Origin of the sequence: Sulfuricaulis sp., from assembly GCF_040901545.1 — a bacterium.
In the GTDB taxonomy this organism is placed as follows: Bacteria; Pseudomonadota; Gammaproteobacteria; order Acidiferrobacterales; family Sulfurifustaceae; genus Sulfuricaulis.
The window spans coordinates 192,963-208,914 of sequence record NZ_JBBDYL010000054.1 but is presented as its reverse complement, the minus strand read 5'-3'; the positions used below and the strand labels follow the sequence as shown (position 1 = coordinate 208,914).

Here is a 15,952-nt window from a genome sequence, read left to right as displayed (position 1 = left end):
CGAAAATAATCGGGCTATGAAGCGATGAAAGGTGTAAATCCGGGTTACGTCGTGGTCGAAGGCCCGATCGGCGTGGGGAAAACCAGCCTAGCCGCGCGCCTGGCGGATGCTTTTGGCGCCATGCCGCTGCTCGAACACCCGGAAGAAAACCCTTTTCTCGAACGGTTCTACCGATCGCGCAAACAGTCTGCGCTGCCGACACAACTTTTTTTCCTGTTTCAGCGCGCCCGTCAGATAGAACAACTCAAGCAGGGAGACATGTTCAGCAACGGTTACGTCGCCGATTTTCTGCTGGACAAGGATAAACTGTTCGCGCGCGCCAATCTGGATGATGATGAACTGCGGTTATACGACCAGGTCTACGCCCAGATGAGCCTGGATCTTCCGGTGCCGGACCTGGTGATATATCTCCAAGCACCGGTTGACGTGCTGTATGAACGCGTCCGCCGGCGAGGCGTGGAATACGAGCGTTATATCGAACGTGAATATTTGCAGGTCCTGGTGGATGCCTATACCCAGTTCTTCCACCATTACACGGCGGCACCGCTGTTCGTCGTCAACGCGGAGAAAATCAATATTGTGGAAAACGACGACGACTTTCAAATGCTGCTGTCACACATACGCAAAAACCGCAGTGGCCGCCACTTTTTAAACCCCATCGCCGCCAACCTATGAAGCCGGTTACGCTTACCACGCTGAAGGAAATGAAGCGCCGGGGGGAAAAAATCACCTGCCTCACGGCCTATGATTACAGCTTTGCAAGTCTGCTCGATCGCGCCGGTATCGACACCATCCTGGTGGGCGATTCGCTCGGGATGGTCATACAGGGGCACGATTCCACGCTTCCGGTCACCGTGGCTGAGATGGCGTACCACGGCAAATGCGTGGCACGCGGCGTCAAACGCGCGTTTCTCTATGTGGATATGCCGTTCATGAGTTATCAGGAAAGCCCGCAGCGCGCGCTCGCCTCGGCCGGCCGGCTGATGCGTCTAGGAGGCGCAAAGATGGTGAAGCTGGAAGGCGGCGAGCCAATGGCCGAGACCGTGCGTTTTCTGGTCGACCGTGGAATACCCGTATGCGCGCATCTGGGTCTGATTCCACAATCCGTCCATCAGCTCGGCGGTTACCGCGTTCAGGGACGGGAGGCGGCGGACGCCAAACGGATTCGTCACGACGCCAAAGTAATGCAGGAATCCGGTGCCAGTCTCCTTATTCTTGAGGCTGTCCCGGCCGAATTGGCGAAAACCATCACCGGGGATTTGGCGATACCCACCATTGGAATCGGGGCGGGCAAGGATTGCGACGGTCAGGTGCTGGTGCTGCAGGACATGCTTGGCATCTACCCGCAACCGAGTCCCAAATTTTCCAAGAACTTCATGGAAGGGGCGGCAAACATCGATGCAGCAGTGAAAGCGTTTATTACCGCGGTCAAATCTGGCAGTTTCCCGGGGCCGGAGCATAGTTATTATTCAGATGATCACGGTTGACTCCGGTGTCGGGCTGAAGGAACACATGGCCCGGATGCGATCAAGTGGCAAGCGCATCGCCTTTGTCCCAACGATGGGCAATCTGCATGCCGGCCATATTCGCCTGATGCAGGAGGCACGCCGCCACGCTCAGGCGGTCATTGCCAGCATCTACGTCAATCCCCTGCAGTTCGGGCAGAACGAGGATTTTTCCTCTTATCCGCGTACTCCGGCGCATGACAAGGTGACTTTGCTCTCCGCCGGGGTAAATCTGCTGTTCATGCCGACGGATTCCGTCGTGTATCCACGCGGTGTGGCGGCGCAAACTTTTGTCGAGGTTCCGGACTTGAGCGATGATCTTTGCGGCGCTTTCCGGCCCGGGCACTTCCGCGGCGTGGCCACCGTGGTGAACCGCTTGCTCAATCTGGTGACTCCCGATGTGGCCGTATTCGGCAAGAAAGATTATCAGCAATGGCAGATTATTCGCCTGATGACGGCGGACCTAGGGTTGCCGGTTGAGATTATCGGCGTGGACACCGTGCGTGAGCCCGATGGTCTCGCCATCAGTTCCCGGAACAACTATTTAACTCCTGCCGAGCGCAAGCTGGCTCCGCAATTGTATGAGACGCTGTGTTCACTGCGCGACCGTATTGTCAAGAACGGCGAGATTACCGATGAGGCGGGGGCCGACGCCATGATAGAACTCAAAGGATGCGGTTTCAGGCCCGATTACGTCAGTGTTCGCCGTCAGGATGATCTGGGCAAACCGAACCTGAATGATCGCCGGCTTGTGATCCTCGCGGCGGCGTGGCTGGGTGGCACGCGGCTCATTGATAATGTCGAATTCGAACTCATGAAATAGACATTTGAATCCATGCGGATTAAGCACGATAATAAGCGGTATTATTGGAGGGTAACCATGCGCCGCATCATGCTGAAGTCCAAACTGCACCGGGTGCATGTCACGCATTCCGAACCGGATTATGAGGGTTCGGTGGCGATCGACGCCCGTCTGCTGGACGCGGCCGACATCCGCGAGTACGAGCGGATCGAGGTCTATAACCTCGGCAATGGCGAACGTTTTTCCACGTACGCAATTCAAGCGGAGGCGGGTTCGAGGATGATCTCCGTCAACGGCGCGGCCGCCTTCAAGGCCAGCCCCGGCGACATCGTGATCATATGCGCCTACGCGGAACTGGAAGAGAAGGAACTTGCCGCTTTCAAGCCGTGCCTGGTGTACGTCGACAACCATAACCACATCACCCATACGCGCCATTCCATCCCGGTCCAGGTCGCCTGACGGTTTCCCATTTCCGGGGCAGAGTCGTACGGCAAATTTCCTTGCAGGATTATCCGGGCGTCATGATCTGACGGCGCCCCGGATTTGTTCACGTCAACCTTCCGCGTATTGATATTTGGCACAGGTATGGAGCCCCAGAATAACCCCCCTCATGGTAAAAACGGTCTGGTGCTGGCGCTGAGCGGCGGCGGGGCGGCCGGTTTGGCGCATATCGGCGTTATCCAGGTGTTAGCGGAGAACGATATTCCCGTACGCGCCGTGGTCGGCACCAGCATCGGTGCTGAAATCGGCGCGTTCATGGCCAGCGGCATGCAGGTCGACGAACTGGTGAGTTTGGCCACGGCCTTCGACTGGAAGCAAACGCTGCAGCTTTTCATGCCCGATCTGCCGACGGGAGGTCTTGTGTCCGGCAAAAAGATCATGGATTTTCTGAATACAAAGCTGGGTAAGCGCCATATTGAAAGTCTTCATATAGGCTATGCCGCGATTACCACCGATCTTGAAACCGGAGAACAGGTAGTGCTTGACTGCGGTGGGCTGGTGGATGCCGTGCGTGCTAGCATTTCGCTGCCAGGTCTCATTGCACCGCATTGTATTGGGAGCCGGTGGCTCGTGGATGGCAGTGTGCTCAATCCCGTGCCGTTTGATGTTGCCCGCGAGCGATTTGGCGGCCCGGTGGTGGCCGTGGCGGTGCATTCCGCCGCGCGTCGGCATGTCAGGCACCCACGTCAACCGAGGTCCAGACAATTGCCGGTTCGCATCCGGCAACTTCTACGGCAACCCTGGATGGCGCGCGCGAGAGGACTCGAGGAGTGGTTGGAAACACAGCTTGAGAATTACCAAAAGACACAGGATAAGAAACAATGGTGGACAGCACGCCGGGTGCTGGATCAGGTGTTGGATATCACCCAGGCGGAGATTGTGCGTTTGAGGTGGAGCGTGAACCCACAGGATCTCATGCTGGTGCCTGAAGTGGGTCGCGTTGGAACAGTTGAATTCTACCGCGCCAAGGAGGCGATCGCGGCCGGCCGCGCGGCGGCGCAGGAAAAACTGATGCAGATAAAATGCCTGCTTGATCCGGGAACTAATCAATAGGTGTTGTTACGCCATCCTGTTGGCTGAAATTGGTAACAAGGGCCGGGTAAAATCAGCACATTATTCGCATAGCCGGTTAATTTATTCACAGTGTCGCTGCCAATCATTTATTTAACGGTAATATCAATGCATGTTCGCTTATGTTGATGTATGTTGATGTTTGACGAAAGCTGTGTTTCATTAGTAATGATCATGATGTGATTATAAATAAATTTAAATTCTTCATTGGCCAGAACATTCAAGGAGTAAAACGGTGACAAAAGCAATCCGTGTACATCACGTTGGTGGTCCCGAAGTTTTGCGCTGGGAAGACGTCGATCCGGGCAAGCCGGCGAAAGATGAAGTGCTATTGCGGCATACCGCCATCGGGCTGAATTTTATCGATGTGTACCACCGTACCGGGATTTACCCGGTGGAGCGGTTGCCATTTACGCCCGGTCTCGAAGGCGCAGGCGTGATCGAGGCCGTTGGTGATGGAGTATCGGACCTGAAAGTGGGCGATCGCGTCGCCTACGCCGGCGCGATCGGTTCCTATGCGGAGCGGCGCCTCGCCCCGGCGGCCAAGCTGGTTCGGATTCCGGATGGGATCGACGACCAGACGGCCGCAGCGATGATGCTGAAAGGAATGACGGTCCAATATCTGTTAACCGGCTGCTACCCCGTAAAACGGGGCGACACCATTTTGTTTCATGCGGCGGCCGGGGGCGTGGGAACCATCGCCTGCCAATGGGCGAAACACCTCGGTGCCACCGTGATCGGTACCGTCGGCTCGGAGCAAAAAGCCAAGCTCGCGAGGGATCACGGGTGCGATTACCCCGTCATCACGACGAAAGAGGATTTTGTTCAGCGTGTGCGAGAAATCACCAAGGGGGCGGGCGTGGCGGCGGTGTACGATTCGGTCGGCAAGGATACGTTCATGCGCTCGTTGGATTGCTTGCGTCCGCTGGGAATGATGGTCAGTTTTGGCCAGTCCTCCGGCCTGGTTCCGCCGTTTGACATCGGCATACTCAGCAAAAAAGGCTCGCTCTTTCTGACTCGCCCGACACTCATGACGTATACCGCGAAGCGGGAAGACCTTCTCAGCCGGTCACGGCAATTATTCGATGTCGTAAAAAATGGCGTCGTCAAAATAGAAATAAATCAAACCTTTCCGCTCAAAGAGGCGGTCAAGGCACACGAGGCGCTCGAGGCCCGACGGACAACGGGTTCAACAGTATTGCTGCCCAGTTCATGATCGGGTTCTACCCCAATTTCAAATTTCACGGACACATCCAAAAAGGCCGATAATCACCTTGCACTTGCCCCCGCCCGATTCGCCCTTCCGGCCCGGGTGGGGTTATCCGAACAAAGCAGCCCCGTATGACGGCACAGCCTTACGGGGCTTTTCGTTTCCGGGCTTCACCATGCCGCATGAGCCCCCGGCGGAGGCCGAAGCGGTATTTCAGCACCTCCCTGCTATTGGAAAAAACTTAACATTTATGGTCAGTTATTCTAAGATTCTTAACAATTCCCGGACCTGGCCGCCCGTTAATGCGAAAAATCCAACAGCCGCCCACGCAGGAGATCGTCTACGGCAGCGCCAAACCGAAGGAGTCGGTCGCCATCTCGCGCGAGGTGCGGGCCGGGCGACTGCGCCGCATCGCCCCCAAGCTCTACACCACCAATCTCAAGGACTCTCCCGAAAGTATCATCCGCCGGCACCTGTACCGCATTCTCGCGCGCTACTACCCTGGAGCCGTGGTGAGCCACCGCTCGGCGCTCGAAGGCGGGGTGGCCGCGCGACGACACGATCTTCCTCACCTACAAGTACACCAAACGCGTGATGCTGCCCGGCATCACGATCCGGCTGCTTCAGGGCAAGGGCCCGGTGGAAGGCGATAACCCGTTCATGGAAGGCCTGCATTTGGCTTCGCGAGCACGCGCGCTGCTTGAGAACCTGCAGCCGGCGCGTGCACGCAGCGGTGCGCCCAAGAGCTGGTCGCGGGAGGAGATCGAGGAATACCTGGATGAGATCGCCCGGGTCCACGGCACGGCCGAGCTCAACCGCCTGCGCGATGCTGCCCGGGGCATCGCCCCGAAGCTTAAACTTCGCGATGAATTCAAGACTCTGGACTCTCTGTTCGGAGCCATCCTCGGTACACGCAAAGTAAAACTTACCGCTGAGGCGGCGCGGGCACGGGCGTCAGGCGCGCCCTACGACGCGCATCGCTTGGAGCGCTTCATGACGCTCTTCGCCGCGCTGCGCCGTGCGGTGTTGCCCGTGCGTCAAACGCCGACGCTTACGCCCGAGGGTAAACGTAATCTCGCGTTCTTCGAGGCCTACTTCTCGAACTACATCGAGGGTACCGAATTCCTGGTGGAGGAGGCGGCCGATATCGTTTTCCGTGGCAAGATCATTCCCCAGCGCCCGGCCGACGCCCACGACGTCGTCGGCACCTATCAGATTGTCTCGAACAGCGAAGAGATGAACCGCGTTCCGGAATCTGCCGATGAATTGATCACATTACTCAAGTCGCGCCACGCCGCGCTGCTCGCCGGCCGCCCCGAGAAACAGCCGGGGCGCTTCAAGGAAGAAGTGAACCGCGCCGGGGAGACCGTGTTTGTTGCGCCCGAGCTGGTCGCGGGCACCCTCATCAAGGGCTTCGAGCCCTACCGCGCCCTCGAAGACTCCCTAGCCCGTGCGCTGTACGTGATGTTCCTCGTCGCCGAGGTCCACCCCTTCGCCGACGGCAACGGCCGCATCGCCCGCGTCATGCTGAACGCCGAGCTTGTGCACGGCGGCCGGGCGCGGATTATCATCCCGACGGTCTATCAGGAGGACTACCTGCTGGCCCTGCGGGCGCTCACGCGCCAAGGCAACACCGACCCGTATATAAGGATGCTCGACCGGGCGCAGGACTTCACCGCGCGGATCGACTTCAACGACTACGAGCGCGCGCTGGCCCAGCTGCGCGCCGCCAATGCCTTTCTCGAGCCGCACGAGGGGCGGCTGCGGATGCCGGAACAGGCGGTTGCGACGTGAAGGCTAGGGAGTGGACATGTCCGAACGGGGGGCGATGGCAAAATAACAAAAAAAGCCTCGCCGCTTTGGTCGCGCGCAGCGCGGCCCGAAGGGCGGGGCGCATGGACGAAATTGTGCCACCTGATTTTGATTGGTACCGAGGGTCGGAATCGAACCGACACGGTGTTGCCACCACCAGATTTTGAGTCTGGCGCGTCTACCAGTTCCGCCACCCCGGCTTGATCGATGCACGGTACTAAAAGTATAACAATCCTGCGATCATGTTAATAGTTGATTCACGAATACGGAGATCAACATCGGGCGATGCGAGTGCTGGCGGGCGACATCGGCGGAACCAAGACATTGCTGCAGGTCAGCGCGTGGGCGGCGGGTCGTCCGCGCACGATTCGGGAACAGCGATTCGATAGCTGCGACTACCCCAGTTTCGATAATCTTCTCATTGAATTTTTAAACCGGGGAAAAAAAGAAAACATTGATTCAGTTTGTTTTGGCGTTGCCGGACCGGTCAGGGAAACCGATACCGGACAGACCGTAAAAGTTACCAACTTGCCTTGGGAAATTGAGAGCGACGCCATTGCGCGTGATTTCGGATTTCCCAGGGTCCGCCTCATCAATGATTTTCAGGCCATTGGCTACGGGATTGAACTATTGAAGGAGGGCGATCTTGTCGTCTTGCAGCAGGGCGAGCCGTTGGCGCACGGACCGCGGGGGGTGATCGGCGCCGGCACGGGACTGGGGCAGGCCCTATTGGTCTGGCAGGCTGATCATTATGAACCTATTGCCACGGAGGGCGGCCACGCGAATTTCGGCCCGACCAGCGATTTGCAGATAGAATTGTTGCGCTATCTTCTGAAAACCGCCGGTCGTTCTTCTTACGAGCTCATTATATCCGGACACGGCTTGGCCCGGCTCTATGCGTTCTTGAAAGAACGCGGCGGCATTCCTGAATCCTCCGTTATGAGCAAGGCGATGAAAACCGGTGATGCCGCCATCATCACGCGCGCCGCCTTGGAGCAAAATGACCGATTGGCAAACCAGGCAATGGATTTATTTGTCGAAATATATGGCGCCCAAGCGGGCAATCTAGCGCTGACTGCTGGCGCCACCGGCGGCGTTTATATCGCCGGCGGAATTGCTCCAAAAATTGTTTCACGGCTGACGGATGGCCGCTTTCTTCGCGCCTTCCGGAATAAAGGCAAGATGTCTGCGTACGTCGAGTCCATTCCCGTGAGCGTGGTGATGAATCCGGAAGTCGGTCTGATCGGTGCCGCGCGGCTCGCCAGTCGTTTGAATTAACCAACTTGTACCGCATCGTGATGCGGTCAGGCCCAGGGCCGGTTCTGAAAAATCCGGTAGTCCATGTCAGGAAACAGACTATCGCGCGCGGTTATTTCGCGCAGATAGTTCTCATCGAAATTACCGGTCTCGGCCATTGACGCCATACGGCCAAATCGATGGAGGTGTGTCTTGAAGCGGCGGATGGCATATTCCACGCTGGTTCCGGTTTTCATGATGAAGGCCCAATCACTGGACTGTGCCAGCAACAGTTCGCGGACCGCCTGATCCAGCGCCCAGCGAAGCAAGCCGTCGGCATCCGGAAAGCGCTGAACCAGGGAACGCATGCGTTCAGCGGATCCATGCAGGTACGGATAGATCCAGTCGTTCGCGCCGTTCAACCACACTTCGTGAAATCCGCCGGCACCCCAGCTGCACTCGGGTGGCGATACGGGCTGCAGTTCACTGACGCGATCCAAATACTCCGAAAGCCTGATGGTTTTGATTTCGTTCTGGTCATAGGCGATCTTGCGCAGAAGATAATCGATCCACTGCGGTCCCTCGAACCACCAGTGGCCAAAAAGCTCGGCATCGTACGGCGCCACGATGATCGCGGGGCGGTCGAAGAATGGCGCCAGCCATTCGATTTGTAACTGGCGATTATGCATGAAATGCCCGGCATGCGTGGCGGCACGGTCAGCGGCCCAGCCCGGGTGGTACGGTTCCTTCCAGTCTGATTTTCCGGTAATCCGGTGATATTTCAAGCCGGTAAAGGTGGGAATGCCGGCATGATGCAATTGGCGGATATGCGGTTCATGGATATCAAATCCGGCATCGCGATAAAACTCACGGTAGGCGGGATCGCCCGGATAGCCTTCCTCCGCCGCCCATACTTGTTTGCTCGATTCGTAGTCCCGCCCGAAGGCAGCCGGACCGCCCGGTGTGCGCACGGGGCAGTGCACGCCGAACTTCGGGCGCGGCTCGGCGTTGAGCAAACCGTGCGAATCAAGAATGAAATATTCGATCCCGAAATGATTGAGAATGCGATCAATACCGGGTTTGTAACCGCATTCCGACAGCCATATTCCGCGCGGTTTTCTCCCGAGGATGCGCTGATGGGTGCGTACCGCCATGGAAAGCTGGGCATAAATACTTTCTTCGTTCACGGCGAGCAACGGGAAATAGCTATGCGTGGCACCACAGGTAAGAATGTCGAGATGCCCTGACTCCATCAACCGGCGGAATGATGTCGTGACGTCTTTTTGATCCAGTTCCAGGTAACGACGGCGAAGACCTTGGTAGAGGTTATTGTAAAACTCGATCACCGGATGAAAATAACTATCGCCATCGGTACGCCGACGTTCGCCCGCCAATGCTTCAATCCGTTCGTCGAGATAGCGCAGGTACCGGGATTGCAGCAAGGGGTCTGTCATCATTGACAGCAGCGTGGGGGTAAGCGACATATTGATGCAAAACGGTACCCCATCACGTACCAGCCCTTCGAAGACATTCAACAATGGCAAATAGGTCTCCGTCATGGCCTCGAAGAACCAGTCTTCTTCGAGAAAACGCTCATGTTCCGGATGGCGCACAAACGGCAAGTGTGCGTGCAGCACAACCGCCAGATAGCCCTTTGGGTTCACAGAAGAATTATTTATTGCTCTTGCCTGCCTGAGCGCGTAGATGAGATGAAATGCCTGGCGCGCCTCCCGGACTCCCGATCGATGCCGCCCAGCCAAGCCGTGTATCGCGCTCGAATCCGCCCGAACGCCGGTACATGGCGCGGAATTGCTCGTCGCTTACCCACCACATGCGGTCGGTATATTCGGAGGCATAAAGGCTCGGAATCCGCGCGATGCCACGATGGAACGCGGTAACAAAACTTCCGTCCGATTCGTAGTGTCCCAGTTGCAAATAGACGGCGCCGATTTCCTCCGACTCATCGAGACGGAAATACCAATGGCCATGGTTCTGCGGCGGTGAGAATTCCTCGATGATTTCAAACCTGTCTTTGACCATGTGTCCCAGCCGGAGCTTGAGCGATTTAAAAGGCGGCACGGTATCCGGCGCTATTTTCCAGTAACCGTGCAGGAGCCCCGGTTTCACCGGCAGCAGGCAGAGCATCGATTCCGCGATCGGCGGCAGGTGATCAATGTCTTCTCCGAGGTCGGCCGCCACGCCGGAGGGTGCGGTGGCGCCACTTGGAACCGTGGCGTATTTTGCGGATTCCACGCGCTCTTCATCGGCGGCCGGTCGTCGTGTATCGGATGTCCACGCCGCCATGGAAACAGGTTTTATCGCGACGCTGGCAGCGTGAGCGGGAGCGGCGGACGGCAATAATTTCTTACCGGCAGTCAGATCGCTGTTAACTTCCAGACGCCTGGATTTGGAAGTTGACCGGCCGGATTGTTGTGATTTGGCCGGTTTTTTAGGTTTATTCAGGCTTTCCGGTTTAGGGTGTGCGTTTCCCGCCAGCAGGCGCTCAAGTTTGTCGCGCCCCAGTTTAGAATAATTTTTCAGCCCACGGAGTTTGGCCAGGGCGCGGAGATCCTTAACGGTTTTGTAAGCCATAGGCTCACCCCCTTGGCGGCCGAGCGAGACACCGCTCGTACGCGGTTAAAATATTGAGGCATCGGCCTCATCCTTCCACTCCGTGACTTAATTGTAAAGACCCGGATACACAGGGTTTAAACGCTCGATGTTTCCGCAGACCGGAGTGCGAGAAAATCTTATCCGACAGGTCCGTTTGATATTCCGCCTCCCGCAATGTAAAAATGTCCGGACGACAGGGGCGAAAAATTTAAAATCAGCGTATGCTTGAGTCTCAAATTATGACCATCGAAATGAAAAACACGCTACCACCAGCCATCGTTACACATCCATGGGGGCATGAACATGCAGATTCCGTTGCAGATAACCTTGAAAAACATGCCACAATCGGGCGCTGTCGAATCACGCATCCGGGCGAAAACGGAAAAGCTCGGAAGGTTTTATGATCGGATTATCAGTTGTCGCGTAGTGGTGGAAACACCGCAGCGGCATCAACACCAGGGCAAACTCTACAGTGTACACATTGATCTTATGGTGCCTGGCGCGGAACTCGTGGCTAATCGCGCCCAAGACGAGGATGTGTATGTTGCGATTCGTGAAGCCTTCGGTGCCATCACGCGCCAGCTGGAAGATTTTGCCAAGCGTCAGCGCGGCGAGGTGAAGCGTCATATCCTGGCGGGCAATGGATCTTCCGCAGGATAACCGGATGTGTGCGGAAGGGCGTAAATGAGGTTCGCGCAAAGGGGGGTTATGCGCATGGATGTCACAGCGGTCCAGAAGGTGTATCGGCGCTACGCGCAGGGCTACGACCTTTATTTCGGCGCGATGTTTCAGCAGGGCCGTCAGGCCATCATAACCAAAATGAACTGCCACTCCGGTGACCGCATCCTCGAAGTGGGCGTGGGGACGGGGTTGTCCTTGCCGCTCTATCCCCGGAACGTTCAGATTACGGGTATCGATCTGTCGCGTGAAATGCTGGCGCGCGCCCGCGCGCGCAAGATGCGTGAAAATCTCAGCCATGTTGCGGCGCTGCAGTTGATGGATGCCGAAAACATGAAATTTGAGGACAACAGTTTCGACATGGTCGTGGCGATGTATGTGGTATCCGTCACGCCACACCCGGCGCGGTTGGTGAACGAGATGCGCCGGGTATGCAAACCCGAGGGTGAGCTGTATATCGTGAATCATTTTCACCATACCAACCCGTTTGTGGGAGGAGTGGAGCGCATGATCGCTCCGTTATCCCGACAGATGGGATTTCGTCCTGATTTTTCCATGAAAAATTTCATCAAAGAAACGGGTCTGGACGTGGTGGAGCGGATACCCGTTAACTTGCTGGGATACTGGACCTTGCTTAAGTGCCTCAATAGCAAAATCTCGCCGACGCCTATTCATTCAGAAATGGCCATCGCCTGAAGCGATGCACGCTGGATACGCGTTGCTGGCGTTCGCTTTCGCCGTAACCTTGTTGAGTTGTTCCAGCAGTGCCACGAAATCGTCCGCGATGAGCAGCGATTCAGAAACCAGTATCTGCGGGCGCTTCCGCGAACCACTGGCATTCTGGATGTTTCGGCGCGCCGCCGGAACAGCGGATGAGCGCCGTGTGGCCAGAATAAGGGATATCGAGCGAATCAATTTTATAACCCGCGACGGGCGTGAACTGGGTGGCTACAAGCTGCTGGTGCGAGAAAATCCCCGGGGATATCTCTTGGTCGCGCCGGGAAATGCCATGCTCGCGGATCAGATCATGGATGAAATGCAATTGTTCCGGGACCGGGGTTTTGATGTTTATATCTACGACTATCGTGGCTACGGACTTTCCGGTGGTAAAAGCAGGCTGGCGGCGCTGGTTTCAGATTATCGGGAGTTGGTTGCCTTTCTCAATACCCGGCCTTACCGCCGCCGGGCGTTGTATGGGATGTCAATGGGAGGAATCATTCTGCTGAACGCCGTGGGTTCCACGGATATGTATTCGGCAATGGTGGTCGATTCCTCTCCTAGCCGCATTTCGCACCTGGGATGCCCTGACTCTTATGATCCCGTGAATCATTTACCGGTGGACGGTTCGCGCATGAAAATTATCAGCGGGGAACAAGACAGTGTGGTGCGGCCGGCGGAAATGGCTGAGTTAATGCAGATCGCGAAAAAACGTGGCACCACGGTTGTCAGCCGTGAGGAATATGCGCACCCCTTTCAGGATGCGGATCTCACTATACGTCGACGCCGGTTGATTGAAGTGGCTGATTTTCTCACTCAGAAGTAATCGCGTCGCGGGACGAATAGATAAGCTAAATTGATTGGGTGAGGTGACGATACAGGCGCAGATACTGCGCGGCGCGGCGATGCCAGCTGAAGTCTTCACGCATTCCTGTCAGCATTAGTTTTTGCCAGTGATCCGGGTTTTTTTGCAGCGCGAGCGCACGGTCCACCGCATCCATGAGCTGACTTGCGCGTGCTTCCTCGAACACAATGCCGGTTGCGTTTCCTTTCTTGAGGTTCTCTTCCGTGGCATCGATCACCGTGTCCGCCAGCCCGCCGACACGGCGCACGATCGGGATGGTGCCGTAACACATGCTGTAAAGCTGATTCAGCCCGCAAGGTTCGAATCTTGAGGGCATGAGAAACATGTCCGCGCCGGCTTCGATAAGATGTGCCAGCCGTTCGTCATAACCGATCCGAACCGCCAAACGGCCTGGATAGCGTTGCGCCTGCCTGCGTAGCGCGGCTTCATAGCCGTTGTCTCCGCTACCCAGCACCACGAGCTGTACCGGCCGGCGCATGATTCCCGGCAGCGTTTCAATGACCAGATCAATCCCTTTCTGTTGAACCAGCCTTCCGACCATGCCGATCAGCGGCGTTTCCGGCTGCGCCGGGAGGCCGAATTCCCTCTGCAATACGCTCTTGTTGGGATGCTTGTCCTGCGGCCGCCGCGCGGAATAGCGCCTGAACAGAAACGGATCATGCGCCGGATTCCACACCTTCCCGTCGATGCCGTTTAATATTCCCGTCAGCCGGTCTGACCGATGACGCAACAATCCATCAAGCCCGCTTCCGAATTCCGGTGTCTGGATTTCGCTCGCGTAGGTGGGGCTCACAGTGGTCAGCCAGTCGGCGAAGACAAGCCCACCCTTGATGAATGACAATTGACCGTGAAACTCAAGCGCCTCGAAAGACCAAAGCGGGGCGGGCAAATCAAGCTCGGTGAAAGTCTGGTAGGGAAACAGACCCTGGTAGGACAGATTGTGAATCGTGAAGATCGATGCCGGCCGGTTTTTTTCCTGCGCCAGCAGCGCCGGCACCAATCCGGTTTGCCAGTCGTGACAATGCACCAAATCGGGTCGCCAGTTCAAGCCTGCCCGGCCGAGGGCAAGCAGCACGGCCGCGCGCGCGAACAAAGCGAACCGCAAGGCATTATCGATCCACGGTAGACCGTGCGAATCAAGATAAGGATTGCCGGCACGTCCGAAAGCAGGAGGATAATCAACGAACCATGTAATCAATTGTGTACCGGGCAACCGCCCTTCAAGGAGTCGAACGGGTTCTGGAAAGCCCGAGACATGTAATTCCGCCACCGGTGAAAGTTTTTCCGCGCGCGCCACGGCATCCCGGTAGGCGGGAAGCAGCAAGCGAATGTCCGTTTTGAGTGATGCGAGTGCGACCGGCAAACTGCCGATAATATCTCCCAATCCGCCGGTTTTGATCAGCGGATGCGCTTCGCTGGCCACAAAGAGAATCTTTGGCACGTGCGTTATTGTCCCGGGAAATGCTTCGTTTCGGAATTGATAGTGTATTTGAATTCATAGCGGTGTGGTAAATTCCTATCTGACGGTGAAGGTGTCCGATTTTCGCCGCGGGTGACAGAGGAGGGCGTTATGATGTTCCGAGGTGAGACAGCACGCCAGATTACCCGACTGACACGCGATACCTTGGCCCTGATTCTCGCCGGCGGCCGCGGCTCACGCCTGAAACACCTCACCGTGTGGCGCGCCAAACCCGCCGTTCCCTTCGGCGGCAAGTTCCGCATTATTGATTTCCCGCTTTCCAACTGCATGAATTCGGGTATCCGCCGCGTCGGAGTGCTGACCCAATACAAGGCCCATTCACTGATCCTGCATATCCAAAAAGGCTGGGGCTTTTTGCGTGGCGAGCTGGGGGAATTCATCGAGCTGCTTCCGGCTCAGCAACGCATCGAGACTTCCTGGTATACCGGCACGGCGGACGCGGTGTATCAGAATCTCGATATCATCCGCAATCACGATCCAAGTTTTGTCTTGGTCCTTGCCGGCGATCACGTGTATAAAATGGATTACGGCGCCATGCTGATTCACCACGTGGATAGCAACGCGGATGTCACCGTCGCCTGTGTCGAAGTGCCGGTCGAACGCGCGCATGAGTTTGGCGTGGTGACTGTGGACGCGCAGTCGCGTATCACCAAATTTCTGGAGAAACCCAAGGACCCGGAACCGATACCCGGCCGGCCGGGTATCACGCTGGCGTCCATGGGGATCTATGTGTTCAACACAAAATTTCTGTATGAACAACTGGTACGAGACGCCGGCACAACTTCATCCGCTCATGATTTCGGCAAGGATGTCATTCCCTCCATCATGGATTCCTGCCGTGTCATGGCGTATCCATTCCGCGATCCGGTGACCAAGAAACAACCTTACTGGCGCGACGTCGGCACCGTGGATGCATTATGGGAGGCCAATATCGAATTGGTGGAAATAACACCGGAGCTGAATCTGTACGATGAGGAATGGCCGATCTGGACATACCAGGAGCAACTACCGCCGGCGAAATTCGTGTTCGACGATGACTTGCGCCGTGGAATGGCGACGGATTCCATGGTGTCCGGGGGTTGCGTCATTTCCGGGTCGAAAGTGAGTCACTCGCTGTTATTCTCGAATGTTAAAGTGCACTCCTTTTGCGAAGTCGATGATTCCGTGGTGATGCCCGACGTCGTGATTAACCGCCATTGCCGGCTCAGGAAAACGCTCATCGACAAAGGATGTCACCTGCCCGAAGGAACGATAATCGGTGAAAACCCGGAAGAAGATGCCAAGCGGTTTTACGTGACACGGCAGGGAGTGGTGCTGGTGACACCGGACATGCTGGGACAACAGTTGCACCATGCCCGCTAGGACGCGGATGCCGCCGTGCTGAGGTAATGTGTACGTGCCACCGCAATTTTAGTATTTCTCAGCGACATGGATTATCAGCTTCGCACTACCATCAACGAGT

16 protein-coding genes and 1 tRNA gene are annotated in these 15,952 nt (G+C 56.6%); 13 read left to right on the top strand and 4 right to left on the bottom strand.

Translation table 11 applies throughout. The annotated features are described in order from the left end of the window. Positions 1-24: 24 nt before the first annotated feature. From WD823_RS11880 to WD823_RS11845, 8 genes are all read left to right on the top strand, one after another. The gene (locus WD823_RS11880; protein WP_368429708.1) at positions 25-675 is read left to right on the top strand and encodes a deoxynucleoside kinase; all 651 of its coding nucleotides are present in this window, start codon (positions 25-27) and stop codon (positions 673-675) included. Then, positions 672-1,487 carry a 3-methyl-2-oxobutanoate hydroxymethyltransferase gene (gene panB / locus WD823_RS11875; protein ID WP_368429707.1) on the top strand — a complete coding sequence of 272 codons (816 nt, stop codon included), beginning with the start codon at positions 672-674 and terminating at the stop codon, positions 1,485-1,487. Before WD823_RS11880 ends, panB begins: the two co-directional genes overlap by 4 nt. Beyond that, positions 1,474-2,328 carry a pantoate--beta-alanine ligase gene (gene panC, locus WD823_RS11870; RefSeq protein WP_368429706.1) on the top strand — a complete coding sequence of 285 codons (855 nt, stop codon included), beginning with the start codon at positions 1,474-1,476 and terminating at the stop codon, positions 2,326-2,328. The genes panB and panC overlap by 14 nt, the downstream gene beginning before the upstream one ends. A 57-nt stretch (positions 2,329-2,385) precedes the next feature. Further along, positions 2,386-2,766, top strand: coding sequence for an aspartate 1-decarboxylase (gene panD, locus WD823_RS11865; protein ID WP_368429705.1), 381 nt, complete (start codon positions 2,386-2,388; stop codon positions 2,764-2,766). A 126-nt stretch (positions 2,767-2,892) separates the two neighbouring features. Beyond that, on the top strand, positions 2,893-3,861 hold the full coding sequence (locus WD823_RS11860) for a patatin-like phospholipase family protein (RefSeq protein WP_368429704.1): 969 nt from the start codon (positions 2,893-2,895) through the stop codon (positions 3,859-3,861). A gap of 253 nt (positions 3,862-4,114) precedes the next feature. Next, positions 4,115-5,095 (top strand): quinone oxidoreductase, encoded by a 981-nt coding sequence (locus tag WD823_RS11855; protein WP_368429703.1) that lies wholly within the window; start codon positions 4,115-4,117, stop codon positions 5,093-5,095. Positions 5,096-5,391: 296 nt separating this feature from the next. Then, entirely contained in the window at positions 5,392-5,742 is a 351-nt protein-coding gene (locus WD823_RS11850; RefSeq protein ID WP_368429702.1) for a hypothetical protein, read from the top strand. Next, the gene (locus WD823_RS11845) at positions 5,684-6,883 is read left to right on the top strand and encodes a Fic family protein (RefSeq protein ID WP_368429701.1); all 1,200 of its coding nucleotides are present in this window, start codon (positions 5,684-5,686) and stop codon (positions 6,881-6,883) included. Before WD823_RS11850 ends, WD823_RS11845 begins: the two co-directional genes overlap by 59 nt. A gap of 131 nt (positions 6,884-7,014) precedes the next feature. Here the strand turns inward: WD823_RS11845 and WD823_RS11840 are convergent. Then, positions 7,015-7,101: transfer RNA gene (locus tag WD823_RS11840), tRNA-Leu, on the bottom strand. 85 nt (positions 7,102-7,186) lie between these two features. Here WD823_RS11840 and WD823_RS11835 point away from each other — a divergent pair. Beyond that, positions 7,187-8,179, top strand: coding sequence for a glucokinase (locus WD823_RS11835; RefSeq protein WP_368429700.1), 993 nt, complete (start codon positions 7,187-7,189; stop codon positions 8,177-8,179). Between the two features lie 26 nt (positions 8,180-8,205). On the opposite strand, the gene WD823_RS11830 is transcribed toward WD823_RS11835, so the two are convergent. Then, positions 8,206-9,801, bottom strand: a complete 1,596-nt coding sequence (locus WD823_RS11830; protein WP_368429699.1) for a glycoside hydrolase family 57 protein — start codon at positions 9,799-9,801, stop codon at positions 8,206-8,208. A 7-nt stretch (positions 9,802-9,808) separates the two neighbouring features. Continuing rightward, the gene (locus WD823_RS11825) at positions 9,809-10,729 is read right to left on the bottom strand and encodes a hypothetical protein (protein ID WP_368429698.1); all 921 of its coding nucleotides are present in this window, start codon (positions 10,727-10,729) and stop codon (positions 9,809-9,811) included. Positions 10,730-11,053: 324 nt separating this feature from the next. Between WD823_RS11825 and raiA the strand changes: the two genes are divergently transcribed. The 3 genes from raiA to WD823_RS11810 all read left to right on the top strand — a co-directional run bounded on the left by raiA (position 11,054) and on the right by WD823_RS11810 (position 12,971). After that, positions 11,054-11,410 carry a ribosome-associated translation inhibitor RaiA gene (gene raiA / locus WD823_RS11820; RefSeq protein ID WP_368429697.1) on the top strand — a complete coding sequence of 119 codons (357 nt, stop codon included), beginning with the start codon at positions 11,054-11,056 and terminating at the stop codon, positions 11,408-11,410. A gap of 24 nt (positions 11,411-11,434) precedes the next feature. After that, positions 11,435-12,124 (top strand): class I SAM-dependent methyltransferase, encoded by a 690-nt coding sequence (locus tag WD823_RS11815; protein ID WP_368429696.1) that lies wholly within the window; start codon positions 11,435-11,437, stop codon positions 12,122-12,124. Positions 12,125-12,212: 88 nt separating this feature from the next. Beyond that, positions 12,213-12,971 (top strand): alpha/beta hydrolase, encoded by a 759-nt coding sequence (locus WD823_RS11810; protein WP_368429695.1) that lies wholly within the window; start codon positions 12,213-12,215, stop codon positions 12,969-12,971. A gap of 25 nt (positions 12,972-12,996) precedes the next feature. Here WD823_RS11810 and glgA read toward each other — a convergent pair whose 3' ends face one another. After that, positions 12,997-14,451: a glycogen synthase GlgA gene (glgA, locus tag WD823_RS11805; protein ID WP_368429694.1), complete on the bottom strand. Its 1,455-nt coding sequence runs from the start codon at positions 14,449-14,451 to the stop codon at positions 12,997-12,999. A 132-nt stretch (positions 14,452-14,583) separates the two neighbouring features. On the opposite strand from glgA, the gene glgC reads away from it, so the two are divergent. Next, positions 14,584-15,852, top strand: a complete 1,269-nt coding sequence (glgC, locus tag WD823_RS11800; protein WP_368429766.1) for a glucose-1-phosphate adenylyltransferase — start codon at positions 14,584-14,586, stop codon at positions 15,850-15,852. The last annotated feature ends 100 nt before the right edge of the window (positions 15,853-15,952 follow it).